Here is a 25,345-nt window from a genome sequence, read left to right on the forward strand (position 1 = left end):
ACGAAAAGCTCTCGCACATTTCTCCTTCTGTGCGAGAGCTTTTTTATTATTTAAAGTAGCTCATTAAACGTAGCTCGATACCTAGTGCGCCAAGTGAATCGTCTTCAATTACTTTTTCGTGTGGCATTGCATCGTATACGTTTTGACGTGTTGTGTGCGACATATGGCTTGTGCATAATACAACGACTTCGCTTTTACGTGCAGCTTGTCGAATTTTTTCAAGTGGTCCGAAGCCATCAGCGAGCGTCACATCGTAATACGGGCTTAGGCGGTTTTTGTAGCTATCGAAGTAATCGGTGCGTGTGACAACTGTGACGGCTGGTTTGTCACCTTGTACGTCGCGCGTTTCAAATACGACTTTTTCTTTTTTCGGCTCGTACAGTGTGCTGCGCGCCATTTTTTGCTCGAGTGTTTCTTCGACGTTCGCTTCACTTTCTAGTCGATATAAGTAGCGGTGATGTTCATCGACGTAAATGACTTCACCTTCAGTTGGCGTATAATGCGCTGGGTCGTATTTTAAAATGACGATTTCGCGATTGTCTTTTTTAATGAAGCACTGCTCGGCAATTTCGTGAATCGTTGCGAGCTGGCGTTTCGTATAATACTCTGAGCTTTCGTAAAATGCATGACGACCGAAAACGTGCAAAATTTCGCCTTCATGGAACGTAAATGTGTCGTATACGTTTAGTTTATGATGTGCCGGGAGCTCTTTATATAGTACTTCCTGCGTGAATGGCTTAATGACGACAGCACCGTTACCGATGAGCTGCTGCACATGATAAAGCTCATGTTTTTTTAGTTTGATCGAAGCGGCGAGATCGTCTAAGTTGCTCGTCTTATCCATGTAGTAGCGTGCGAGCTCATGCGTGCGTGTGTAGGCAACAATTTGTCCGTGCAATGCGCGTTCAGTCGGCTTTAAACGAAGCGGGACGAGCTTGCCTGCTGAATAAATGTGCGGCACGTCTTGAACCATTTCAACGATGCTAAACTGACAGCCGACAAGCAGCGGGGCATCGTAGTAGCAATAATGATAATTTTCGAGTAGCTCAAACTGCTCGTTGACGCGCACGAATTGCTGGTTGCGTAAATAAACCGGGTTTGGAATTTTTTCAATTAAATGTGCGTCACCGTTTGCGAATACGATGTAATGTCCATCATCGCGCGGCTCATAGTAACCGAATAAATCGTTCATCGTCGTTTGAGGGCGACGCTTTGCACGGCGGTCTGTTAATAGCTGTGTAAGCATTGTGAAATATTGCTCTAGTTGTAGCTCCTCCTCTAACGTTGCTTGCTCAAGAAGCGGCTTGCCGAGTTCCATCCACTGTTCAATCGTTAGCTGCGATGCTTGCTCGTTCACTTGCTTTTGTTCGTTTAGTTGTTTTAATAAGGCGCTGCGTTCTGCTTTAAGCTCCTCAATTTCACCTTTCTTTTTGCGCACTTCACGCTCCTGTGCGTTTAACTCAATATCGAATTGGCGCTTTTGTTTGTCGAGCTCGTCTTTTGCGTCCTTTAGCTTCGTTTGTAGCTCGAGCGTTTCTTGTTTATTCGAAGCGGTTTCGATGACTGTTTTTGGTGTCGTGCGCGCTTCTTTTACTAAATCTTTTTGCTTTTTCAGCTCGTCCTTTAATTTTTGGATTTTTGCGTCTTTTTCTTTGTTAGCTGCGCGAGCCGATTTGAGTTGCGCTTGTAGTTGCTGCATCGTTGTAGCTCCGATGCTGCGCTCTAAATGGCTTACAATCGATTCTTTATACGTTTTATGTAGCGCTAACACTTCTTCAAAAGAGGAATCGTCGCTAAATTCGTCATGCAGTATACGCTCTAGTTGACTTGTAAAAATGGCGTAAAACAATACGCTAGCTGTCATATCATAGTTCAGTAAAAATTCCATTACAGACATATGCTCAAGCGTGTTCATTTGCTTTTTGAATAGCTGATCCTCTGAAGCAGCGATGTATTGTGTAAAGACGTGCTTTGATAAGTTGCGGCGCATTTCCGCTTCGAGCACGCGGCTTAGTAAAAACGTTTGGGCACTGATCACGCGCGGTGGTGTCGTGTCGTCTGTGCTAATAAATGCGACGAGCTGGTTGCCTTTTTTCTCGAAGCCGCCGAGCGTATGAAATTGTCCATCCTCGATATGGTAAGGAACGTGCTCATACAGCATGATTAGCTCCTCGAATACTTTTTGAAGCGATACGTGATTAAAAAATGCGACGACGTCTTCATCGAGCCCAGCAGTCGGTTTTTTCGACATGACTGTGTGTACGCGCAGCTCTTGATCCATTTGTGAAATATTGTTTAAAAGCGCAAAGTTTGCGATATCGTTGTCTGCATATTTATGATGCCAAGCTGTAAGCGCTTGCTGTAATGATTTTGGTAAATTAGTGATTGCATCCTCGATCGTAAATGTATGCTCGTCTAGCTGCGTTAATTTACGTTTTGCCGTTTTTGTATTCGTTTTTGATAAAAACATTGGAAATCCTCCTATAAAAGCTATTTTTTTACATTAAACCATTTTCGGTTGGTCATAAAATGTCCATTTCATTACGCAAACATAAGTCGGACATCTATTTTTTGGAACGAATGAGCTGAACGAAAGTTGTCAAAAATGACTTTTTGGAAAAGACAAATGTTTGTCTAAGGAAGATTTCCCTTGATTTTATATGTATACTTCGTGTAAAATTTTCTTTAAGTAATTTTTGGAATAGTTCGAACTTGACGAAACGTTTTGGAGGAGAAATGAATGGCGACAATTAAGGCGGCCATCTTAGGCTTTGGCACGGTAGGACAAGGTATTTACCATGTTGTAAATGAAAAGCGCGCACAGCTAAAAGCAAAGCTAGGTGTAGAGCTAGAGATTGTAAAAATTTTAGTGCGTGATACGAAAAATGAGCGCGTACCAGGTACAGCAGCTTTATTAACAGATTCAATTGAGGATGTATTAGCGGTTGACGGCTTACAAGTTGTGTTTGAAGCAATTGTAGACGAGGAACCAGCATTCACATATTTAAAGCGTGCAGTTGAACAGCGCTGTCACGTTATTACAGCAAATAAAGTAATGTTTGCAAAGCGCGGCATGGAGCTTCAGCAGCTTGCGAAAACGAAAGGTGTACACGTAGGCTACGAAGCGACAGTAGCAGGCGGTGTGCCAATTATTAAGACGATGAAAAATATTTTACTCGTAAACGATGTAAGTCGTATTCAAGGAATTTTAAACGGTACGACGAACTACATGTTAACGAAAATGCGTCAAGAAAACTGGAGCTATGATGAAGCGTTAGCAGAAGCGCAACGACTTGGCTATGCAGAGGCAGATCCGTACAATGACGTATCTGGGCAAGATGCGTTCAAAAAAATTATGGTGCTTTGCGATCTTGCATTCGGCGAGCAGCCAAACTGGGACGATGTGGACGTCATCGGCATTAATACGTTAACGACAGAGCAGCTTGAAGACGCGAAGGCGAAAGGGTTACGCTACCGTCACGTTGCAGAAGCAGAGAAGCTTGAAGACGGCACGATCGTAGCGAAAGTTGCACCACAGCTCGTTGCACCGGATCACCCGTTATATCCGATTGACGATGTGTTTAACGCAGTCGCAATGGAAACGAACTACATCGGTACGTTAACGGTAACAGGACCAGGAGCAGGTATGTATCCAACAGCGAGCGTAATGGTAGAGGATTACGCTGAAATTATTGGCAAACGTGCAGGCTTTACGGTTTCAATTTAATACTAAGCGTGTTGATTAGCCAATGAACTGGCAGGAGCGTATTACGGTTCGCTGCCACTATCATGCTGCATTCATTTCAGTTTTACTATTGAAGACAACTAATTCAGCTGTATAAAAGTGGCGTATGAACAGATCTGATTTAATACATGAAAAGGGATACGATATGTCGAATTGACATGTCGTATCCCTTTTTTTGTCTCCGCGATTTCTTTTTAGTTATTCATATGTAACCGCAGTTCCGGTTGCGATACACATCATCATTCCTTGCCCGATCGTCTCAAAATCTAAGCTAATGCCGATTACTGCATTCGCACCGTGCTGCTGTGCGCGTTCAATCATTTCCTTCATTGCGACTTCGCGGCTTTCGATTAGCTTTTCTTCGTATGCGCTAGAGCGTCCACCGATGACGTCTGTTACCGATGCGAATAAGTCGCGCACAATGTTTGCGCCCATGATCGCCTCGCCACTTACAACACCGTGGTAAGCAGTAATGGTTTTACCTTCTAACGTGCTTGTCGTCGTCGTTAACATAATTATTCACCTCCTTTCATTTTAATGCATGTTTAGCAAGCTTCATGATCGTTATGTCTTCCATCGGCGGATTATGCAAGCCTGCGCGGACGTCGCGGTAGTAGCGTTGAAGCGGACAAGACATTTGTAAGCTATGCGCACCGCAAAGACGCATTGCGATGTCGATTACGCGAATCGCGCCGTTTAACACTTTCACTTTTGCAGCGCCGAGCTCCTCGGTTAGCTGTGGGCGTAATGTTTCGTCATCGTACATGCGCGCAACGGAATATAAAAAGTGGCGCATTTCTAAAAGCTCTTGCTCCATTTGTCCGATGTGTATTTGGACGTTTGGTAGCTCGCTAATTGTCGTGTCGATGCTGTTTGGTGCATACGTTTTCGCGTAATGCACCGCATAATTACGAGCTGCTTGTGCGATGCCTAAATAGCACGCTGGAATATGGAGTAGCCAGCCGTTTAAACGGTAGTTGCGCGGCATTGAAGCATCCTCGACTAAATAATGTAGTGGCACACGCACGTTTTGCAAAAGTAAATCGTCGCTTGCCGTCGAGCGCATCGCAACGGTATTCCACGTTTTGTTTAGCGTGACACCTGTTGCATCGTGTGGTACGAGGAAGTGGCAAATGCCGTCGTATGCGTCACACCAAGCGGTTACAATAAAGTAGCGCAGCGCTGGTGAAGTCGTCGCAAATGTTTTATGCCCATTAATTACCCAAAAATCGCCGTCTTGAACCGCCGTCGTTTGTGGGCGACCACCTCGTGTAGGACTACCTGTAGCTGCTTCACTAGCGTTGCGATTCAGAAGCGCGCCGTCTAAAATTTCCATCGCTATCCATTCAAGTAAATCGTCGTTCCACAATTTTTTTTCGTATAAATCGCCGACGATGCCGAGCTGCCAGCCGATTGCGAGTGCTGTTGAGCCATCAAACGTGGCGAGCGTTTCTTGTACAGCAATCATATCGGTTACGGAAAAGCCTGCACCGCCGTAACAAGTCGGAAGCGTTAATGCACCGTAGCCATTTTGTGCAAGCCAGCCGATTTGTTCGAGTGGGAATGTGCGCGTTTCATCACGAAGCTGTGCGTCTGTCGTGAAAAATGCGCGCTGTTGTTGAAGCGTTTGAATCCATTGTTTTGCTTTTGGTGAAGCGAACATCGTAAAACATCCTTTCGTGAATAACGTTTCTATACAGAAGTGTTGATTAGCTCTTTTAAAGCGCGGCATCGTTGTTTTTAGCACCGAATTGGAATGGCGAGCGCGATTTAGTTGGCTGTGAGCGCCGCGGCGAGACTTCTAGGGGAATAGCTCGTGCCTCAAGACCCCACAGCTGTGAGGTACGAGCAGCGAGGAGGCTTGAGCCGAGCCCCAGAAAAGCGAAGCCGCGTGAAGTGAACAGCCGCATCATTGGCTAATCAACACGCTTCGTTTCCATTACATGATTGAAAAAAAGACAGCGCATACACGCTGCCTACTTCATCTATTTAGTCCTCATCTTTTACATCCATATCTTCTGGAATTGGTGTGTTGCGCCAAATTTCGATTTCTTCTTTAATGCGCTCTAGCTGATTGAAATACGAGTCAAATTGACCTGTATTGACGATAAACTGTTCACCATCGAATATAGCTTTAATGCGACCTTCGTAAATATACTTTAGCACTTGCGACTGCGGCATTCCTAAATCCTTCGCTGTTTCCTCGACGCTTTTATAATACATAGGATTCTCGCCCCTTTCGACATGTGATATCTTTTATTATATACGAAATGCTTTGCTTTGTACTATTGATGTTTGCTCGACAATTTGACAACATCTATACAAAAAATGCAGGGCTTCTGTTGCATTAGTACGAATATAGTTAAAGAGGGGGAGAGGCATATGAAGAAGGTGTTAATTACACGTAAGTTTCCAGAACAGTTTGTTACACCATTACGTGAGGTTGCAGAGGTGATTGAGTGGCATGAGGAATTAGAAGTGATGCCACGAGCTGAGCTGCTTGCACAAGTTGGGGACGTCGATGCAATTTGGGCAACGCTAGAAGATCGCATTGATGAAGAGCTACTTGACCGTGCGCCGAAGCTGAAAATGGTATCGAACTTAGCGGTCGGCTACAACAATTTAAGCATCGACTTATTTAAAGAACGCGGCATTATGTCGACAAATACGCCAAACGTACTGACGAATGCGACGGCGGATTTAGCGTTCGGGTTGCTCATTGCGACGGCGCGTCGATTAGTGGAAGGTGCAGATTATTTACGTGCAGGTGAATGGAAAGGCTGGTCGCCGATGCAACTGACAGGTATGGAAGTGTCAGGGGCGACGATTGGGATTATCGGCATGGGGCGCATCGGTTCAGCGGTCGCTCGTCGTTCGCGCGGCTTTGATATGGAAGTGCTATATCATAACCGTAATCGAAAATACGAGCATGAAGAAATGTATGGATTCCGCTATCGCCAGCTCGACGATTTATTAAAGGAATCGGATTTTGTCGTAGTGCTCACGCCGTACACAGCGGAGACGCATCATTTAATCGGTGAACGCGAGCTGAAACTGATGAAAAAAACAGCGGTGCTTATTAACGTATCGCGCGGCGGCATTGTTGATGAGGATGCATTATATAACGCGCTGCTGAATAAGGACATTTGGGCAGCTGGCTTAGATGTGTTTGAAAAAGAGCCGATTGCGCTAGATCACCCGCTGCTCACATTGCCAAATGTCGTGGCGCTACCACATATTGCAAGTGCGAGCGTGAAGACACGTCATGATATGTTCCAAACAAATTTAGAGGCGCTGCTTACATTTATCGATGACGACAAGCCGAAAAATCGTTTAACGTAAATATATATTCATTCATGCTGAAAAACGATTGCTTTCATACGTGAAATGTTGGAAAATGGTTATAAGGTACAAAATAATAGTTTAAAAGAGAATAATAGTACCTTTTTCGTTTTTGTTCGTCTCCGGTATTTGGATTTTTGTAATCAAAATATGAGGAAGGGGATATGTAGTATGAAAGTAGTCGTTTTAGGCGCAGGGTTGATGGGGCGAGAAATTGCGAGGGATTTAGTGAACAGTGACAGCATTACGTCGGTCATTTTAGCGGATAAGAAGTTGATTGAGCCTCAATTAATTGAGCAGCTGCAGTCGCCAAAAATTGAAACGGTCGTAATGGATGCAAATGATGAACAGCAGCTTGAGGAAGTAATGGCGAAAGGGCAAGCCGTTGTCAATGCATTGTTTTATAAGTTCAATGAGCAAGTAGCTAAAACAGCTGTCAAAGTTGGTGTGCATCTCGTTGATTTAGGCGGACATATTGACGGCGTGACAGACCGCGTACTACAGCTAAACGATGCAGCAAAACAAAAAGACGTTATTATTATTCCGGATATGGGGATTGCACCGGGCATGACGAATGTACTTGTCGGTTACGGTGCTTCGAAGCTTGATGCGGTCGAATCTGTGAAGCTATACGTTGGCGGCATTCCAGTTGAGCCGAAGCCGCCGCTGCAATATACGCACGTGTTCTCGCTTGAAGGGATGTTTGACCATTATACGAAGCCAACACTTGTCGTTGAGCTTGGTGAGGAGCAGTTAAAGCCGTCACTTAGCGGAATGGAGCAAATTTACTTTGATCGCTTCGGTATTTTAGAAGCGTTTTATACAGCAGGCGGTATTTCCACGCTGCATCGCTCATTCCCAGGTGTACAAACACTTGAATATAAAACAATTCGTTATGAAGGACATGCCGAAAAGTTCAAGCTATTAGCAGCGCTTGGCTTTTTAGATACAGATCAACGTGTGAAAGTTGGCGATACGTACGTAAATGTGCGAGATGTGACACGCGAAGTGATGAAGGAAAAGCTAGCACAAGGTGACGAAGCGGATGTAGTATTGATGCGCATCGTTGTAATGGGCGAAAAATCAGAGCAGCAAGTGACGTATGAGTATGAGCTTATGCTGAAAAAAGAAGAGGGATCGCCAGCTTCTGCGATGGCACGCGTTACAGGTGCGACAGCCTCAGCCGTTGTACAAATGGTAATAGATGGAACAATTTTAGAGCGCGGTGTTCGTCCTCCAGAGTTTGCGGTACCAGGTGCGAAGTATATACAAGAAATGGCAAAGCGCGGTATTGATATTCGCGAGACGGAGCATAAGTCTTCGATGATTGTGAAATGGTAATAATCGTTCAGGCAAGACGTGTTGTGAGCACATCTTGCCTTTTTAAAAGCAAAAAATCATTCGAAGCGGCATCGTTTCGAATGATTTTTCTTTTTTATTGCAAATACGCATTCAGCTCTGAAATCGTCACCATTTCGTAGCCTGCTGCTTGAATGCTTGCGAGTACGCGGTCAAGCGCATCCGCAGTTGGTTGGTGAATGTCATGCATTAAAATAATCGCATTGTTGTGCAATAACTCATTCACGATTTTTAGCGTTTGTTCTGGATCGCGGTGCTTCCAGTCGAGCGTATCAATCGACCATAGTACATTTTTTAATGGCACGAGCGAGGCGACGTGGGCGTTAATGCTGCCATATGGTGCGCGGAATGACGATGGTAGTGCGCCAGTTGCTTGTACGATTATATTAGTCGTACGGTTATACTCATCTAAAATGACTTTGTCGCTTTGCTTTACTAAATCGGGATGTGACCACGTATGATTACCGATTTCATGGCCTTCATCGAGAATTCGTCGTGCAAGATGTGGATTATTCACAACGCGTTGGCCAAGCACATAAAATGTCGCTTTTACATTATACTTTTTCAATGTGTCGAGCACTTGTGGTGTTACGGTTTCATGCGGACCATCATCAAATGTAATGGCTACGCGTTTTTTCGATGGGTCTAAAACATAATCAGCCGGAATGATATTTTCCATTTCAGGTGCAGGTAAGCGATACGCCTCAGCGAATAAATGATGTACCATGCGAATTGGTAGTGCAACATCGGCAATCGCAGGTGTACCATTTGTGACGAACGACAGCGTTAAGTAATGTTTAGACAATGTGAATTGTGAGAAGTGCTCCCATTTCGGTATGTAGTCACTTGACATAAACGGTGCGTTCGTTAAGCTTGCGAGCTGTTTATTTTTTTGGACGAATTGACGAACGACAGCTAATACAGTTGCTAAACGCGCTTCATCGTGCTCAAGCAACTGTTTAAACGTTACGAATTTTTGTGCTGGCGCATCGTAAAAGTAATGCTTTAGCTCACTCGATATTTGTGCGTCCTGCTGTAAAATTCGCTTATGTAATGTGAATGAATAATAATCATTCATATACGGTGTTACGCTTGTTTCCACGGTTAAATTGTTTGTCGTATCGTTACTTGCTAGTTCTATATATTGCTTTTTAAATTGCTCGATGTCATCTTTTAATAACGCATCAGGCAATGAGCTGCCGGTCAATATATATTGCAACGTATACGAAAGTTGTGCATCGTTTGCTGCTTCAGTTACGCTTGTTAACGTAGGAAAATCAGCGTGTGTAGATTCGGTTATAGTCGCTTCTGGTAATACAGGTGAAGCGGCAGTTTTTGATAGTTCAGCAGTAGGTTTACTAAACGCGGTGTACAATACGATGCAAAGAATAATGAAAACGCCGATTGCAGCAATTAATGATGCATAAAATTTCGGCATTTCTGATACAGGCTTTCGTTCCATTTGTCAAAGACTCCTTTCTATGTGTGGCAAAATAATAAACGTGGAATAAAGCTATATAAATTGGCTATTGCGTTTTGCTATATAAGTTCGTTAAGATTGCTGTGACTATATTGCAAAAGGAGGGAAATAGCTTGGATTATAACGAGCGAACAGAATTTGCAATAGATTGTTTCTTATTAGCAGGCCGCATTATGATGGAAAGCGGTGCTGAAACGTATCGCGTGGAAGATACGATGCTTCGTATGGCGCACTCTCAAGGAATGACGAGCGCACAAAGCTATGTAACACCGACTGGCATTATATTCTCACTCGGTCGTACACAGCCGACACGTATTACATCAATTCCAAATCGCGCAACGAATTTACATCGGATTTCCCTAGTAAATACCATTTCACGAAAGCTCACTTCTAGTATCATAACATTAGAAGAAGCGTATGACGAGCTGAAAAAAATAGAAAAAAATAATTATATGTTACCAGTTTTTATGCAAATAATAGCAGCAGCGTTAGCAAGTGGTTGTTTTTTAATTATGTTCGCAGGGGTATGGCAAGATTTCATTCCAGCGATGGTCGCAGGTGGACTCGGTTATTGGATATTATTGCTCGTAACGGACGCCACGAAAGTTAAGTTTTTTTCTGAATTCGTCGCCGCAGTAGCAGTCGGACTTGTTGCAGCGCTTGCCGTTGAGCTCGGCATCGGACAGCAGCTCGATACGATCATTATCGGATCGGTCATGCCGCTCGTGCCGGGGGTAATTATTACAATTGCGATTCGCGACTTAATTGCGGGGCATTTCACATCAGGGCTCGCGCGTGGCATTGAAGCGCTGCTGACGGCGTTCGCGATCGGCTCAGGTATCGCACTTGCACTAACAATTATGTAAAGGGGTGAAGGAATGGACTATGTAATACAAGCAGTCGTCAGCTTTTTGGCGAGCACATGCTTTGGCGTTATTTTTAACGCGCCATTTCGTAAGCTTCTATATTGCGGCGTTGTTGGTATGACGAGCTGGCTCATTTATTTCGTGTTAACGGAGCTATACGCATTTGATATTATTCATGCGTCATTTGCGAGTGCGATGTTCGTCGGTATTTGCGCCCACATTTTAGCGAAGCGTTTACGCGTGCCGATGATGATTTTTAACGTATCAGGCATCATTCCACTCGTGCCCGGGGGAACGTCATACAATGCGATGCGCAGCTTAATGGAAAATGACTTTACGATGGGGGTGCAATACTCAGCGCGCGTGTTCATGATTGCCGGGGCGATCGCGATGGGTATTGTGTTCGCTGAAGTGTTCATACAAGTAATGCGCAAGGCGATGACGAAGCAAAAAACGGTGTAGTAAATGAAAAAATCCTAGTGGACAACATCGCCACTAGGATTTTTTTATGCTTATTTTAAAAACGCTTTTAGCTCGCTCGGTAATGCTGGCTTGCTAATGTAGTAGCCTTGCAGCACGTCGCAGCCAAATTGCTGAAGTAGCTCTGCTTGCTCTTCATTTTCGACACCTTCTGCAATAACAGAGAAGTTCATCGATTTGCCAAGCTGCACCATACCGTTGACGATTTGCGCTGATTTTTCCGATTTTAACATCGACGCGATAAACGTTTGGTCAATTTTTAACGTTTTGATCGGCAATAGCTGCATGTAACGGAACGATGCGTAGCCTGTACCGAAGTCGTCTAAAATGAATGAAATGCCAGCTTGCTCAAGCGTACGCATTTGTGCCATAATCGACGTTTCACTTTCCGCTTCGAGCGCGAATTTCTCAGTAATTTCTAAATGGATTGACGTCGTTGGACAGCCAGTGCGCTCAATAATTTCAAGCATCGTTTTAGCGACGTTTTTACCGCGGAATTCACGAATTGATGAATTAATACTCACTTTTAAATCGTGTCCTTGCGTATGCCATTCAACTGCTTGTAAGCACGCCTTTTCTAGCATGAACATGCCGATTTCGCTAATTAAGCCTGTTTCTTCGGCAATTGGAATAAGCTCGTCCGGTGTCACGGTACCAATTTCTTCATCATGCCAGCGTACAAGCGCTTCCATCGCGATTACTTTTTTCGACGCAGTATCAATTAACGGCTGATAGTATACATCTAAGTTGCGTTGATCCAGTGCAAGTAGTAAGCGCTTTTCAACGACTGAGCGACGGTTTAATGCTTTATGCGATGCTTTTGATAACGATACGATGTTGTTGCCACCTGCTTCACGCACTGTTGAAATCGTCGCAACAGATGCTTTCATCATTTGAGAGAATGTTGTTTGATCCTCTGGGAAGCGCGTCATGCCACCGCTAATTGAAATCGGTACGGCAGAATGATTGTTGTAAATCGGATTTTGCTGTAAGTACGTAAGGAAGCCTTGAATGAACCAATCGCTAAGTGGCGTTAACACGACGAAATCGCTTTCGTTAATGCGTGCCATGACGCTATCTTGGAAGTACATTTTCATGCGCTTCGTAAACTCGACGATGAGTGATTCATCCGATTTTCCGATATATAAATCTTTTAACGTGTAAAATTTATCAATGCTTAAATAAACGAACGAGAAGTGACGCCCAACTTTAATTTTTTCTTCGATGACATTTTCAAGACGGTGCGTGTTCATTAACCCAGTTTCTTGGTCGATGTAGGCGATTTTTTCAAGCTGTGTTTGTAACTGACGGTGATTTGTAATATCGCGCTCAATAAGAACGAAAATAGGGTCATTTGAATTTTTTGCAATCGTTGGGATAGCGATTAAATGCGTGAAGTACGTTTGTCCATCCTTCGTCATTTTTTCCACTTCGCCTTGCCATGAGTTGCCAGATTGAAGCTGCTGCCAAATTTGCTCTACGTCTTCTGCTGTATTTTCGTTGTCTGGGAACAGCTGCCAAAATGTTTTGCCGATTACGCGTTTTGGTGTCCAGCGGCTCGTCTTTAAAAATTGGCTATTGCAGCCGATGATGAAGCCGTCATAATCCAAATACGTCAGCATAAATGATTTTTCTAAGCCGTTCGTAATGCTTTCTAAGTGTTGTACTTTGTAGCCAATTTCACTTTTTTCCTCCAAAACGTGTAATAAGCACACGACAGCACGCTCGATACCTTTTTTCGCCGGCACGAGTACTGCTGAAACAGAGATCGTTTCATTTGTAGCTGTTTGTAAAATTAATTGATGATTTGTTTTCACTGAGGCTAAATTGATGAATGATTCCTTGCTTGGCATCAAAGCTGTAGTGATTTGTGACGTGAAGTCGTCTGTATTGTTCGTTAAAATATCTTCACGCGTATAGCCGAATACTTTTTCCGCTGCTTCGTTCCATTCGAAAATTGTACCGCTTTGTGAAATCGCAAATGCAGGTTCCTTATAGTGGTCTAGGAACTGGATATCAATTTCTATATTTTTTAGGGAATTACTCATTTAGTTCGTTCTCCTATTCTTAATATATTTGGACTAATGTTATTCGTTTAATAAAAATAATTAGTCACTTTTTTTATTCATTATATATGGATGTGAATTGATATAAGGTATTTTTTACTATTTTAAAGGCTATTGGTAAAAGAAGATACCTTTTTTAACGTATTCTATTATTTTTTATATGAAAAATTTACAGAAATGTTACACCGTACTCATTCGTTATGTTTTCGATTAAAACTTTTTATGTGTATTTCAAACGAAATGTATATGTGTGTATTACTTCTTCTCTATACCCAGAACGCTAATTATATATACCCTAAAAAACTAATATTTCTGCACACTATATAGATAATAGTCCTTATACAATGAAAAATAAAATATAACATATAAAATTTCGTGATAAAACGACTCATAAACATATTATAGCGTATAGGTAAAATTACGTTTACGTATGATGTTAGCTTAAATGAAAATGATTTTCGATGACAGAAAATTATGTCATAATAGGCGTATTCAAATTTCTTCGCAAGTCGAAAGAAAAGAGAGGTTATGTTGATATGAGAAAAGTGTTCTCATATGCTTTGCCGTATAAATGGATTGCAGCTTGGGCGTTTTTGTTCATGCTGCTAGAGTTGGCAATTGATTTATTGCAGCCGCTCATTATGGCACGCATTATTGATGAAGGAATTTTACAAAATGATTTACAGGCGGTGCAGCAATGGGGGATCGTGCTGCTAGCTTTGTCGCTAGTTGGGCTATTTTTTGGCATCGCGAACTCGTATTTTTCTTCGCATGCGGCGCAAAGCTTTTCGTTTGAGCTGCGCAACGCATTGTTTGAAAAAATGCAACGGTTCACGATGTCTACATATGCGAAATTTCCTGCGTCAAGTTTAATTACGCGTTTGACGAGCGATGTGACACAAGTGCAAAATTTATTGTTTATGTCGCTGCGCATTATGCTGCGTGCGCCGTTGTACGTTGCAGGAAGCCTTGTGATGATGTTTTTCATTAATGCGAAGCTTGCGTTTTATTTCGTTATTGTCACGCCGTTTGCAGTTATTTTTTTATACATCGTCGTGAAAAAAGGTGCGCGTAACTTTGCGCAAGTGCAACGACGTGTCGATCGACTAAACCGCGTGTTGCAGGAAAGTTTGCAGGCGATTCGTCTCGTGAAAGCGTATTTACGTGGACAGTACGAGGCGAGCCGCTTTGAAAAAATCGCAGACAGCTTAAAACTCGATACGATGAAGGCGCTGCGCTTAATGGAAGTTTTATTACCGGTGCTATGGGTGTTCATGAACGGTGCGCTGCTTGTTGTCATTTGGCTTGGCTCCGCGCAAATTGAAGCGGGCAATACGCAAGTCGGTGAACTCGTTGCAATCATTAACTATGCGACACGTATGACGGCGATGTTTTCAATGTTTGCGTTTATTATTTCAGCGTTTGCGCGCGCACAAGCAAGCTCACATCGCATGAAAGAAGTGCTCGTTATTGAAGATGGGCTAGAGGATCTACAGCCGGCGACTGCACACGATTTACAGCCAATTGCACTGCGCTTTGACGACGTATCGTTTAGCTATGCAAAGGATGTTGAACCGGTGCTACAAAACATTTCATTTTCGGTTGCAGCAGGTGAGAAAGTGGCGATTATCGGGGCGACGGGCTCTGGGAAGACGACGCTCCTTAGCTTAGTGCCGAATTTCCATGAGGCGACGGGAGGCACAGTGTACGTCAATGACTTGCCGATTCAAAGCTGGTCACGTGAGGAGCTGCGCGCACATATGGGTCTAGTGCTACAGCAGTCGATTTTATTTACAGGTACGATTGCTGAAAACATTCGCTGGGGTAAAAAGGACGCAACCGATGCAGAAGTAATGAACGCTGCAGTTCGCGCGCAAATTCATGAATCGATTATGCAGTTTGATGACGGTTACGACACGCGCGTTGGGCAAAAAGGTGTGAACTTATCAGGTGGGCAAAAGCAGCGTATTGCGATTGCACGCGCGCTCATTCGCCAGCCGAAGCTACTCATTTTAGATGATAGTACGAGTGCGCTTGATGTGACGACAGAAGCGGCATTATGGGCAGCACTTGCAGAGGAGCAAATGACGATGCTTGTCGTAACGCAAAAAATCGTCACAGCTGAGCGCATGGACAAAATTATGTTGCTTGAGGAGGGGCGCGTTGTACAAATTGGTACGCATGCACAACTGCTTGAGCAATCAACGCTCTATCAACAAATTTACGCATCGCAGCAAGGGGGAATTGCACAATGAAAATATTTGGCTACGAACCCGTCATTACGAAGGATGATTTAAAAAAGAAGGGCAAAAAGAAAGTCGATAAAGCAAGCGACTGGAAACAAACGCTATATCGCATTTGGCTATTGCTTGCGGAGCAGCGCATATTGCTCATTGTCATTATTGGCATGGTCGTACTTAGCTCTGCGCTGTCGCTGCTTGGACCGTTTTTAATCGGCTACATGATTGATCATTTTATCGTGCCAGGGCAATTTAACGGCATGGAGCGCTTCATTATTGGGCTTGCGGTCGTATACGTCTTGCTTTCGGTAACGACGTACGTGCAAAATATTTGGATGATTACGATTGCACAGCAAACAGTGTACCGCATGCGCACGAACGTATTTCGCCATTTGCAAAGCTTGCCGATTCCGTTTTTTGACCGCCGCCAGCACGGGGAATTAATGAGCCGTGTGACGAACGATATTGAAACGGTCAGTACGACGCTTAATTCATCGATTATTCAAGTGTTTTCGAGCGTGCTTACAATTGTCGGTACGTTTGCGGTCATGCTCTATTTAAGCCCGCTGCTCACGCTTTTAACGATGCTTATTATTCCGCTTATGTTTGTAGCGCTGCGCTGGATTACGAACCGCACAGGCAAGCTATTTAAATTGCAGCAGCAAGCGGTCGGCTCGTTAAACGGCATGATTGAGGAGACAATTTCAGGGCAAAAAATCGTCAAAGCGTTTTCGCAGGAGGAACACGTTATTGCGGAGTTTCGTGAGCGCTCGAACGAACTGCGACGCAACGGCTTTTGGGCGCTGACGTATTCAGGCTACATTCCGAAAGTGATGAATTTTTTAAACAATATGAGCTTTACGGTCATTGCGGCAGTCGGTGGTATGCTTGCGCTAAAAGGGTACGTATCAGTCGGCACAATCGTCATTTTCACCGAGTATTCACGCCAGTTTACGCGACCGTTAAGCGATTTGGCAAACCAGTTCAATACGGTGTTATCCGCTATTGCCGGTGCAGAGCGCGTATTTGCGATTATGGACGAAAAAGCGGACGAGGATATAGGGAAAGAAGCGAACGTATTGCAAGGGAACGTATCGTTTAATGACGTGACGTTTCGTTACAACGCCGAGCAGCAAACGCCAACGCTTCAGCATGTGAGCTTTCACGTGACGAGCGGACAAATGGTGGCGCTTGTTGGGGCAACTGGTGCAGGGAAAACGACGATTATGCAGCTCATTGCGCGCTTTTACGACGTCGATGAAGGGAGCGTGTTATTTGACGGTATCGACGTGCGCGAATATACGCGTGAAAGTCTTCGCAGTCAAATGGCGTTCGTACTGCAAGACCCGTTTTTATTCGAGGATACAGTCGCAAACAATATTCGGTACGGGCGCTTAAACGCAACGACTGACGACATTATCGATGCGGCGAAAAAGGCAAACGCGCACGACTTCATTATGAAGCTTGAAAATGGTTACGATACGTACTTAAATGCGAACGGCGACAATTTATCGCAAGGGCAACGTCAGCTATTATCGATTGCACGCGCATTTGTGGCGAACCCTGCTATTTTACTACTTGATGAGGCGACAAGCAGCGTCGATACCGTAACCGAGCTACACATTCAAGCAGCACTAGAGAAGCTGATGGAAGGGCGCACAAGCTTCGTCATTGCACATCGCCTAAACACAATTCGCAAGGCGGACGTCATTTTCGTCATGCAGCAAGGACGACTCATTGAGCAAGGGACGCGCGAGCAGTTGATTGCACAAAACGGCGTGTTTGCGAGAATGTGGGAAGGACATTAGTTGCTCGACGTGAAAAGTAATTTTAAATAAAACAAGGATTGTGTTAAAAGTCGAATAGGCTTTAACACAATCCTTTTTTCAGAGTAAGAGGCTGTTGATGGTAGCGCGTGGCGAGCCACATGCGCGACCATCAACATTTATTTTTCTTTTTGTACGCATCGCCGCAATCGTATACAATTAGTGGCATAACTTAAGAAAAGGTGATTTCCATGAACATATCTATCATTACCGCATCGTTTCCAGTCGATGCGCTCACATATGAAGAAGTTGAGCAGCTTGCAGCGGCGGCACAGCAAGCTGACGGCAAAGACTACAGCACGCCGCTTCACCTGTACGCCGCGCAGCAGTCGGACATGCAAGGCTTTTACGTGCTGGCATATGATGACGATGCAGACAAATTAGTCGCGGTTGCGGCGGCGCTTGATGACGTTGGCTTCCATACGTTTGATTGGTCGCTCGTCGTCGATCCGCTTTACCGCAACATCGGCGTTGGCACAGCGATGGTTGATGCGATGCAGCAGGCGCTGGCGATGCGTCAATCAGCGGGTGATTTAGCAGTCGTTGTTGAAGGTGCGTCGTTTGGTCGAGCGCTTGTTGAAAAGAACGGTTATACGTATTCATTTTCAGAGGCAACGTTTGAAGCAGTACCAATGCTATGTGAAACGAATGCTGTGACGCTCCGTCCGTACGCTGACGATGAAGCGGCACTAATCGAGCTATACGCCGATGCATTTGGTGACACAGCAGATGAGTCGCAGCAACTGATTGACTACAATTTACAGCGCGAGGGGACGACGATTTGGCTTGCGGAAAGCAACGGGCAACTTGTCGGCACCGTAACGACGACGGTATTAAATAACGAGCGCTGGATTACGGCATTTGCGACGAAAAGGGAGCTGCGCGGGCAAGGGTTCGGGCGGGCGATTTTACAGCATGTAAAGCACGATGCAGCGCTTGCAAGTAATGACGTCGTGCTGCTCGATGTCGAAACGGAAAATGTGAAGGCACTCGCTGTTTATGAAAAGGCAGGCTTTACGAAAACGGCACAGCTCGATTACTTCGCAAAATAAATTTTGAAAAAACGTTTGACTTTTCGAATCGTTTAATTTAAATTAAGTCTATCAAGTTAATAGGAATTAGCTCACTAGAAAAACTAGAGGCTCTCTTACATGTATCCGACAACCGGAGCATGTGGAGAGCCTTTTTGCATTGGGGGTGAAGACGTGCAATCACAGCTACAGCACATTATTCAACAGCCGGATTTGTTGTTTTTTCAGTTTTGCGAGCGACATTTTCGCGTCAATAAAGGGGTGTTTCATACGATTGACTGTCGGCTATATGAGCTCGGGTTTGAAAAGGTGAAAAAGCGCCGCTACGTCATGCTGCAATTTTTACAGCACGCTAACGAAAGCGCAGCGCATTCGACAAAATATATAAAGTTCGGTCACGGCAATTTAAACAAAACGCTCGATCATTTTTTAATGCAACATGAGCAGCTACAAACAAGGGGGCATACAGATGGAAAAAATTCGTTTAGAGCGCGTCACGAAAACATTTACAGTACGTGATGAGCAGCAAAAAGGCGTTGTAAAACAATTTACAGCAGTCGAGAACTTAAATTTCGTTGTCAATGAAGGGGAGTTTATTACGATGGTCGGTCCGAGCGGTTGCGGCAAATCGACAATGCTTGATTTACTTGGCGGCTTATCGACACCGACGAAAGGGCGCATTTTAATCGACGGACGCGAAATCGATGGACCAGGGCTTGATCGCGGCACGGTGTTTCAGCAATACGCACTGTTTCCGTGGAAAACGGCGCGCGGCAACATCGAGTTTGGCTTAGAGGCGAAGGGCATTCCAAAAAAAGATTGGAAGGAGCAAGGCGATCATTATTTAGAGTTAGTCGGCTTAAGCAAATTCGCAGACCGTTATCCACATGAGCTGTCCGGTGGCATGAAGCAGCGCGTTGCTATTGCACGAAGCTTAGCGTTTAATCCAGATGTGCTGCTTATGGACGAGCCGTTTGCTGCACTCGATGCCCAAACGCGCGAAACGTTACAGGCAGAGCTGCTGCGCATTTGGCAAAAGACGAAGAAGACGATTATTTTCATTACGCACGGCATTGATGAGGCAGTGTACTTAGGGGAGCGCGTCGTCGTCTTATCACCAAACCCAGGGACGGTGAAAAAAATTGTCGACATTCCGCTGAAAAATCGTTTAGCGGACGCGGACATTCGTTCAAATCCAGCGTTTGTGAAGGCGCGACATGAAGTGTGGAGCTTACTACACGAAGCGGAATATAAAGGGGCATACATTTAAGGGGGGAAAGAAGCATGGTGACATTCAATAAAGAACTACCACAGCCGAAGCCGAAAAAAAGCGTAGGCGTGACGAACGTGACAAAGTTATTGAAGCAATCGATTGTACTCATTTTATTTTTTATCGTATGGGAGCTTTTGCCGAAGATGGGCATTGTCGATCAAGCATTTTTCCCAGCATTTACAGAAGTCGTTGCAGCATGGTGGAACTTGCTGTTAACAGGGAGCTTATGGGAGCATTTTAGCGCAAGTATTATACGCTCAGTTGCAGGGTTTGCGATTGCTATTATCGTTGCGATTCCACTAGGGCTATTAATCGGCTGGTATCCGGTTATACGCGATTTATTCAATCCGATTTTAGAAGTGTTCCGTAACACCGCAGCACTTGCGTTATTGCCAGTATTCATTTTATTTCTCGGCATTGGTGAAACATCAAAAATTGCCATCGTCGTGTTTGCGTGTACGTTCCCGATTTTACTGAACACGATTGCGGCAGTGAAAAACGTCGATCCGTTGCTCATTAAAAGTGCGCGTTCAATGAACATTTCTTCATTCAAATTGTTTTACAAAGTCATTTTACCGGCGTCTGTGCCAATGATTTTCACAGGTGTACGCATGGCAGGGGCAAGCGCCATTTTAGTGTTAATCGCCGCAGAAATGGTCGGCGCAAAAGCAGGTCTTGGCTACTTCATTACGTATTCACAATATAACTTTTTAATTCCAGAAATGTATGCAGGCATTATTACAATCTCGCTGCTCGGCTTAAGTATTAACTACGGCTTACTCGCAGTAGAGCGTTATTTCACACGATGGAAGCAGCCAGTACGATAAAATTTTTTCTTTTTAATTCCTACTAAATTAATGTGAAAAGGGTGGTTTATATGACAAAAAAACAATTAAGCTTAGGTGCGTTTTTCATGTTCCCAGGGCATCACGTCGCGGCGTGGTTAGATCGATCAACGACGAAGGAGCAATACGTGAACTTTGACTTCATTCGTGAGCAGGCGATGAAAGCAGAAGCAGCGAAATTCGACACGATTTTCCTTGCTGACCACGTCAATCCAGTCGATCCAGATGCAGAATCATTCGAGCAAACGTCGTATTTACATTTAGAGCCGTTTACTGTGCTATCTGCAATCGCCGCCGTAACAGAAAAAATCGGTGTAGTCGGTACGGTATCGACGACATTTAGTGAACCGTACAACGTCGCACGTCAATTTGCGTCACTTGACCGATTAAGCAAAGGACGTGCAGGCTGGAACGTTGTGACGAGTTCACCACTTGGCGCCGCAAACTTTAATAACGACGTCACGAGCTTGCGACCAGAAGTACGTTACAAGCGAGCGCATGAATATGTCGACGTCGTAACGAAGCTATGGAACGCAACAGCAGATGACGTCATCGTATACGATCAACAAGGCGAGCAGTTAAACGACCGCACGAAAGTAAAGCCAATTGACCACGAAGGCGAATGGTTCCAAGTAAAAGGGCCGATCACTGTACCACGCTCGGAGCAAGGGCATGCGGTAATCGTACAGGCAGGGCAATCGGACGAAGGAAAAGAGCTAGCGGCACGAACAGCAGAAGTCGTGTTTACCGCATGGCAGTCACTTGAAGACGCGCAAGCATTTTATCGTGATTTAAAAGGGCGCTTGCCGAAATACGGACGCACTGAAGAGGATTTAAAAATTATGCCTGGTATTTTCCCAGTTGTTGGGCGCACAGAGGAAGAAGCGAAGGCGAAGTATCAAGCATTGCTCGACTTAATTCCAGTAGAAGCGGGCGTGAAGCGTTTATCGGACAATTTCGGCTATGATTTGTCAGGCTATAATGTCGATGGACCGCTTCCAAACATTCCACGCGAGCAAGTGAATGGTATCGGCAGTCGCCACGATTTAATTGTCGACTTAGCGAAAAAGGAAAACTTAACGATTCGTCAGCTATATCAGCGCATTTCTGGTGGGCGCGGGCATTACGAAGTTGTCGGCACAGCAGCACAAATTGCGGACATTATGGAAAGTTGGCTCGAAAACGGTGCGGCAGATGGCTTCAACATTTTAGCGCCGACTTATCCACAAGGGTTTGATGATTTCATCAAGCTAGTTATTCCCGAATTACAACGCCGCGGCATTTTCCGCACAGAATATAATGGCAGTACGTTGCGCGAGCATTTAGGGTTAACGCACCCAGCGAAGCGACAACAAGTAACGAACGTATAGGGGGAAACGGTATGAAGAAGTGGAAAGCATTCGGATTAGCAGCAATTTTAGGAAGTAGCTTATTAGCAGCGTGCGGCGGTGAAAAGGAAGTCGCAAGCGCAGATGAGCAAGATAAAGTATTACAATATCAATCACAGCCCGGCGTTGTGACGTTTCCAGAAGTAGCGCAAGAGCTTGGCTATTTAGATGATGTGACACTTGAAATAATCGGCAATTACGTCGGCGGACCAGAAAGCATTCAGCTCGTTGCGACCGGTCAAATTGACTTCGGCTATGCATTTACAGGTGCGATTTTAAAGTCGGCGGCAAAAAACGTACCGATCAAGGCGGTCATCGCGGCGTACGGCAGTGACGAAGCAACAGCGACGAGCTTGTATGCGCTAGAGGGAAGCGGCATTGCATCAGGGAAAGATTTAATCGGCAAAAAAGTCGGCGTGAACACACTTGGGGCACATTACGAATTTTTTTTAGCGGATTATTTAAAGGAGCAAGGATTAACGGAGGAGGAGCGCAAACAAGTATCGGCGGTCGTCATTCCGATGGCAACAGCTGAGCAAACGTTACGAAGCGGTCAAATCGATGCGGTCATTATGAACGGCTTAGCGCGTGACTTAGCGCTAGAGCGTGGCGGCATTGCAACGGTTGCACGCGACATTGACGTATACGACCGTCACTTTACAGCTGGACCGACAATTTTCAGCGACGATTATATAGAGGAAAATCCGCATACCGTTAAAACGTTCGTAGCAGGCACAGCAAAAGCAATCGACTGGTTACAACAAGCTGACAAAGAAGAAGTAATTGAGCTATACTCGACAATTTTAACGAAGCGCGGGCAAGACGATGCGGTTGAAAATACGCGCTTCTTCCAATCCCCAGGTGTATCAGCACAAGGGGGCTTATTAACAGATGAAGATTTCGCTGTATGGCTAAAAACGCTAGAGGAGGACGGCACGATTAAAGAAGGTGCGGTCGATATTGGCGACATTTATACGAACGAATTTAATCCGTATGCAAAATAATAAAGAACGTAGTGGGCAGCATTGCCGCACTACGTTTTTTTATACTTCATCTACAAGCGTCGCATCATTTAATAAAAAGGCGTCGGTCGATGGTCCAATCAGCGTCAATGCATGCATCGCGCGCGTTAACGCAACGTACAATAGCTTGCGGTCGAGCGGACGATCATAAAACGGCACGTCAAACGCCGTCACGATGACCGCATCAAACTCAAGCCCTTTCGCTAAATGGCTCGGCACGATAAGCAACTTCTGTTGGTCAAGCTCGGAATCGGTCGTCAGCAACTGTACATCGAGCACGTCACGTAAACGTTCGGCATAGTCGACCGCATCGCTCGTCGATTTACAAATGAGTGCAATTGAACGGAAGCTATGTTGTCGCATGCGCGCAACTTCATTGGCAACTGTTTCGACATCGAACGTATGACGCGCGATGAATCGAGGCTTTTCACCGCGGCGTACGACCGGCTCAACAAGTGGCAAGTCGTCCTCCATTTTCGACAGCACATCGTTTGCGACATGCATAATGTCAATCGTCGTACGGTAGCTTTTTTGGAGCGTCGTGTACGTCACGCGCGGAAATAGTTGTTGCACGTCCTGCCAATTTGTAAGCGAGCGATAGCTATGAATACCTTGTGCCAAATCACCAACCATCGTAAACATATCCGTTTCAAGTCCTGCTTGTAGTGCCGCAAGCTGCATAACGCTATAATCTTGCACTTCATCAATAAATACAACTTTCACTTTATGCGCTTCATCAATGCCTTTAATGCGTGCTGTTAAATAGTACAGTGCCGCCAAATCATCGGCGTGCCATTGCTCCTTTTGATGAAACGCTAAAAACTGCGATTGCTGTTCGAACGTCCAGTCGTACGCAAGCTCGGCAAGTAGCATCGGATCCGTCAGCAGCTCGCGGTACATCGCCTTGACGTTCACTTTTTTGAAGCGGCGCATGTACGTAGACGTTTTCGTGCGCGCTTCTTCCTTTATTTGTGGCAGTCGTGCATCGCGCTCGTCCGTATATTGGAAAATGAGGCGGCGACGTTTTTCTTGATCGCGAATGCCGTTTAAAATTTTATCGAGCGTATCTTCATAGCGCTGTGACAACGCATCATAAACCGCTTTTTCTTTTCGCTTCACGTCCGCTTGTAGCACCTTCTTAATGCGGGCAAGTCGCTTCTCAATCGGCAAGTACGCAAACTCCTCAGCGAACAGCTTTTGTAATCGCGCCTTTTTCACGATGCGGTACTTTTCTAAAAACACGTCTCCAAACTGCGCCGTCATGTCATGCTCTAGTCGCGCTACGTAGCGATCGAGCAGCTGTTGAAATTGCAGCGAGCCTTTTAGCGCAATGAGCCACTCGTACGGCTGTGGCTTTTCTTCTATTAATTGTTCGAGCCATACATTGTCCGGTGCAAGTTTTACTTTGAGCTTTAGCGCCGCCTTGACGTAATCGCTATACGTCGTTTGGCGAATGTTGCCGACACCTAAATCTGGCAGCACGTCCGCAATGTAATTTGTAAACAGCTTGCTCGGCGTTAAAATCATTAAATCTTTCGCGTTGAAATGCTCGCCCATTGTATAGAGGAAATACGAAATGCGGTGCAGTGCAATCGTCGTTTTCCCGGAGCCCGCCGCACCTTGCACGATAATCGGCTGCTTTAAGTGCGCGCGCATAATGTCGTTTTGTTCCTTTTGAATGGTCGATACAATTTCCGTCAATCGCACGTCCGCTTTGCCAGCGAGCGCTTCTTGCAATAGTTCGTCGGTCGTCGTTAAGTCAACGTCGCGAATGTCGAGCAGTTCGCCAGCTTCAATTTTATATTGGCGCTTTTTATGCAGCTCGCCGCGATATTCCTCACCGCGCACATCGTAGGAAAGATGCCCGAGCCGCCCGTCGTAATAGACGTTCGCAACAGGTGAGCGCCAGTCGACGATGATTGGCTCGTGCGTATCGCGATGAAACAGCGACGTTTTACCGATGTAAAGCTGTTCGGTTTCTACCGCTCCGTCGCGCTGAAAATCGATGCGAGCAAAGTACGGTCTATTTTTGACGGCAAGTAAACTATCTTGCTGCGTTTGTGCCATTTCGAAAAAGCGCGCGTTCGCCAAAATGTTCAAATAGCTCAAACTTGAATCTAAATAGTCCAAGTCAGCGAGCGATGTGCGAATGTTGTCTTGCGCTGTTTTTAAATCGCGTGCAGAGTCGCGCAAAATTTCCTCCATATATTGTCGTGCGTTGTGCAAATAAAGCTGCTCCGATTGAAAATCTTCGTGCTGCATAAAAAATCCCTCCGTTTCGAAAAAAGTGACTATTCACTATAATGTGGCGTTGCTTTCCACTGGAGTCTGCCTCGTGTCGAGCAATCCTGTTATTCATATTTAATGATGAAAATATGAATT

The 25,345-nt window shown here is 45.0% G+C and carries 20 protein-coding genes; 13 read left to right on the forward strand and 7 right to left on the reverse strand.

Annotated elements, in window-relative coordinates:
* Positions 1–46 precede the first annotated feature (46 nt).
* Positions 47–2,470: a coiled-coil domain-containing protein gene (locus A6K76_RS01185; RefSeq protein WP_066461276.1), complete on the reverse strand. Its 2,424-nt coding sequence runs from the start codon at positions 2,468–2,470 to the stop codon at positions 47–49.
* A gap of 270 nt (positions 2,471–2,740) precedes the next feature.
* Here A6K76_RS01185 and A6K76_RS01190 point away from each other — a divergent pair, with 270 nt between their 5' ends.
* On the forward strand, positions 2,741–3,727 hold the full coding sequence (locus A6K76_RS01190; protein ID WP_066461277.1) for a homoserine dehydrogenase: 987 nt from the start codon (positions 2,741–2,743) through the stop codon (positions 3,725–3,727).
* A 216-nt stretch (positions 3,728–3,943) separates the two neighbouring features.
* Here the strand turns inward: A6K76_RS01190 and A6K76_RS01195 are convergent, their stop codons facing one another.
* The 3 genes from A6K76_RS01195 to A6K76_RS01205 all read right to left on the reverse strand — a co-directional run bounded on the left by A6K76_RS01195 (position 3,944) and on the right by A6K76_RS01205 (position 5,968).
* Positions 3,944–4,258: a YbjQ family protein gene (locus A6K76_RS01195; RefSeq protein ID WP_066461280.1), complete on the reverse strand. Its 315-nt coding sequence runs from the start codon at positions 4,256–4,258 to the stop codon at positions 3,944–3,946.
* Between the two features lie 16 nt (positions 4,259–4,274).
* Complete coding sequence (locus tag A6K76_RS01200; protein WP_066461282.1) at positions 4,275–5,408, reverse strand: acyl-CoA dehydrogenase family protein; 1,134 nt, start codon at positions 5,406–5,408, stop codon at positions 4,275–4,277.
* Between the two features lie 326 nt (positions 5,409–5,734).
* Positions 5,735–5,968: a MerR family transcriptional regulator gene (locus A6K76_RS01205; protein WP_066461284.1), complete on the reverse strand. Its 234-nt coding sequence runs from the start codon at positions 5,966–5,968 to the stop codon at positions 5,735–5,737.
* 159 nt (positions 5,969–6,127) lie between these two features.
* Between A6K76_RS01205 and A6K76_RS01210 the strand changes: the two genes are divergently transcribed.
* Both A6K76_RS01210 and A6K76_RS01215 read left to right on the forward strand, forming a co-directional pair.
* Entirely contained in the window at positions 6,128–7,087 is a 960-nt protein-coding gene (locus tag A6K76_RS01210) for a 2-hydroxyacid dehydrogenase (RefSeq protein ID WP_066461286.1), read from the forward strand.
* Between the two features lie 171 nt (positions 7,088–7,258).
* Positions 7,259–8,428: a saccharopine dehydrogenase family protein gene (locus tag A6K76_RS01215; protein WP_066461288.1), complete on the forward strand. Its 1,170-nt coding sequence runs from the start codon at positions 7,259–7,261 to the stop codon at positions 8,426–8,428.
* A gap of 94 nt (positions 8,429–8,522) precedes the next feature.
* Here the strand turns inward: A6K76_RS01215 and A6K76_RS01220 are convergent, their stop codons facing one another.
* Positions 8,523–9,908, reverse strand: coding sequence for a polysaccharide deacetylase family protein (locus tag A6K76_RS01220; protein WP_066461290.1), 1,386 nt, complete (start codon positions 9,906–9,908; stop codon positions 8,523–8,525).
* A 131-nt stretch (positions 9,909–10,039) separates the two neighbouring features.
* Between A6K76_RS01220 and A6K76_RS01225 the strand changes: the two genes are divergently transcribed.
* Both A6K76_RS01225 and A6K76_RS01230 read left to right on the forward strand, forming a co-directional pair.
* A complete protein-coding gene (locus A6K76_RS01225) occupies positions 10,040–10,792 on the forward strand; it encodes a threonine/serine exporter family protein (RefSeq protein WP_281181396.1) in 753 nt (250 codons plus the stop codon).
* Positions 10,793–10,804: 12 nt separating this feature from the next.
* Positions 10,805–11,254 (forward strand): threonine/serine exporter family protein, encoded by a 450-nt coding sequence (locus A6K76_RS01230; protein ID WP_066461291.1) that lies wholly within the window; start codon positions 10,805–10,807, stop codon positions 11,252–11,254.
* A 50-nt stretch (positions 11,255–11,304) separates the two neighbouring features.
* Here the strand turns inward: A6K76_RS01230 and A6K76_RS01235 are convergent, their stop codons facing one another.
* The gene (locus tag A6K76_RS01235; protein WP_066461294.1) at positions 11,305–13,320 is read right to left on the reverse strand and encodes a bifunctional diguanylate cyclase/phosphodiesterase; all 2,016 of its coding nucleotides are present in this window, start codon (positions 13,318–13,320) and stop codon (positions 11,305–11,307) included.
* 554 nt (positions 13,321–13,874) lie between these two features.
* Between A6K76_RS01235 and A6K76_RS01240 the strand changes: the two genes are divergently transcribed.
* From A6K76_RS01240 to A6K76_RS01275, 8 genes are all read left to right on the forward strand, one after another.
* Positions 13,875–15,593, forward strand: a complete 1,719-nt coding sequence (locus A6K76_RS01240) for an ABC transporter ATP-binding protein (protein WP_066461296.1) — start codon at positions 13,875–13,877, stop codon at positions 15,591–15,593.
* Complete coding sequence (locus A6K76_RS01245; protein WP_066461298.1) at positions 15,590–17,386, forward strand: ABC transporter ATP-binding protein; 1,797 nt, start codon at positions 15,590–15,592, stop codon at positions 17,384–17,386. Before A6K76_RS01240 ends, A6K76_RS01245 begins: the two co-directional genes overlap by 4 nt.
* Before the next feature lie 209 nt (positions 17,387–17,595).
* A complete protein-coding gene (locus A6K76_RS01250) occupies positions 17,596–18,456 on the forward strand; it encodes a GNAT family N-acetyltransferase (RefSeq protein WP_066461301.1) in 861 nt (286 codons plus the stop codon).
* 153 nt (positions 18,457–18,609) lie between these two features.
* Positions 18,610–18,954 carry a hypothetical protein gene (locus A6K76_RS01255; protein WP_139108626.1) on the forward strand — a complete coding sequence of 115 codons (345 nt, stop codon included), beginning with the start codon at positions 18,610–18,612 and terminating at the stop codon, positions 18,952–18,954.
* Complete coding sequence (locus A6K76_RS01260) at positions 18,905–19,705, forward strand: ABC transporter ATP-binding protein (protein WP_083995167.1); 801 nt, start codon at positions 18,905–18,907, stop codon at positions 19,703–19,705. Before A6K76_RS01255 ends, A6K76_RS01260 begins: the two co-directional genes overlap by 50 nt.
* A gap of 14 nt (positions 19,706–19,719) precedes the next feature.
* Positions 19,720–20,535 carry an ABC transporter permease gene (locus tag A6K76_RS01265; RefSeq protein ID WP_066461307.1) on the forward strand — a complete coding sequence of 272 codons (816 nt, stop codon included), beginning with the start codon at positions 19,720–19,722 and terminating at the stop codon, positions 20,533–20,535.
* Between the two features lie 50 nt (positions 20,536–20,585).
* A complete protein-coding gene (locus A6K76_RS01270) occupies positions 20,586–21,923 on the forward strand; it encodes an LLM class flavin-dependent oxidoreductase (RefSeq protein ID WP_066461309.1) in 1,338 nt (445 codons plus the stop codon).
* A gap of 11 nt (positions 21,924–21,934) precedes the next feature.
* Positions 21,935–22,945: an ABC transporter substrate-binding protein gene (locus A6K76_RS01275; RefSeq protein ID WP_066461311.1), complete on the forward strand. Its 1,011-nt coding sequence runs from the start codon at positions 21,935–21,937 to the stop codon at positions 22,943–22,945.
* 39 nt (positions 22,946–22,984) lie between these two features.
* On the opposite strand, the gene helD is transcribed toward A6K76_RS01275, so the two are convergent.
* The gene (gene helD / locus A6K76_RS01280; RefSeq protein ID WP_066461314.1) at positions 22,985–25,225 is read right to left on the reverse strand and encodes an RNA polymerase recycling motor HelD; all 2,241 of its coding nucleotides are present in this window, start codon (positions 25,223–25,225) and stop codon (positions 22,985–22,987) included.
* Positions 25,226–25,345: the final 120 nt, after the last annotated feature.

It is taken from the genome of Caryophanon latum (genome assembly GCF_001700325.1).
Taxonomy (GTDB): Bacteria; Bacillota; Bacilli; order Bacillales_A; family Planococcaceae; genus Caryophanon; species Caryophanon latum.

Excerpts from the sequence above, each read along its gene's own strand:
- A6K76_RS01185 (WP_066461276.1), bottom strand. The coding sequence starts at position 2,470 with ATGTTTTTATCAAAAACGAATACAAAAACGGCAAAACGTAAATTAACG.
- A6K76_RS01190 (WP_066461277.1), top strand. The coding sequence starts at position 2,741 with ATGGCGACAATTAAGGCGGCCATCTTAGGCTTTGGCACGGTAGGACAA.
- A6K76_RS01195 (WP_066461280.1), bottom strand. The coding sequence starts at position 4,258 with ATGTTAACGACGACGACAAGCACGTTAGAAGGTAAAACCATTACTGCT.
- A6K76_RS01200 (WP_066461282.1), bottom strand. The coding sequence starts at position 5,408 with ATGTTCGCTTCACCAAAAGCAAAACAATGGATTCAAACGCTTCAACAA.
- A6K76_RS01205 (WP_066461284.1), bottom strand. The coding sequence starts at position 5,968 with ATGTATTATAAAAGCGTCGAGGAAACAGCGAAGGATTTAGGAATGCCG.
- A6K76_RS01210 (WP_066461286.1), top strand. The coding sequence starts at position 6,128 with ATGAAGAAGGTGTTAATTACACGTAAGTTTCCAGAACAGTTTGTTACA.
- A6K76_RS01215 (WP_066461288.1), top strand. The coding sequence starts at position 7,259 with ATGAAAGTAGTCGTTTTAGGCGCAGGGTTGATGGGGCGAGAAATTGCG.
- A6K76_RS01220 (WP_066461290.1), bottom strand. The coding sequence starts at position 9,908 with ATGGAACGAAAGCCTGTATCAGAAATGCCGAAATTTTATGCATCATTA.
- A6K76_RS01230 (WP_066461291.1), top strand. The coding sequence starts at position 10,805 with ATGGACTATGTAATACAAGCAGTCGTCAGCTTTTTGGCGAGCACATGC.
- A6K76_RS01235 (WP_066461294.1), bottom strand. The coding sequence starts at position 13,320 with ATGAGTAATTCCCTAAAAAATATAGAAATTGATATCCAGTTCCTAGAC.
- A6K76_RS01240 (WP_066461296.1), top strand. The coding sequence starts at position 13,875 with ATGAGAAAAGTGTTCTCATATGCTTTGCCGTATAAATGGATTGCAGCT.
- A6K76_RS01245 (WP_066461298.1), top strand. The coding sequence starts at position 15,590 with ATGAAAATATTTGGCTACGAACCCGTCATTACGAAGGATGATTTAAAA.
- A6K76_RS01250 (WP_066461301.1), top strand. The coding sequence starts at position 17,596 with ATGAACATATCTATCATTACCGCATCGTTTCCAGTCGATGCGCTCACA.
- A6K76_RS01260 (WP_083995167.1), top strand. The coding sequence starts at position 18,905 with ATGGAAAAAATTCGTTTAGAGCGCGTCACGAAAACATTTACAGTACGT.
- A6K76_RS01265 (WP_066461307.1), top strand. The coding sequence starts at position 19,720 with ATGGTGACATTCAATAAAGAACTACCACAGCCGAAGCCGAAAAAAAGC.
- A6K76_RS01270 (WP_066461309.1), top strand. The coding sequence starts at position 20,586 with ATGACAAAAAAACAATTAAGCTTAGGTGCGTTTTTCATGTTCCCAGGG.
- A6K76_RS01275 (WP_066461311.1), top strand. The coding sequence starts at position 21,935 with ATGAAGAAGTGGAAAGCATTCGGATTAGCAGCAATTTTAGGAAGTAGC.
- helD (WP_066461314.1), bottom strand. The coding sequence starts at position 25,225 with ATGCAGCACGAAGATTTTCAATCGGAGCAGCTTTATTTGCACAACGCA.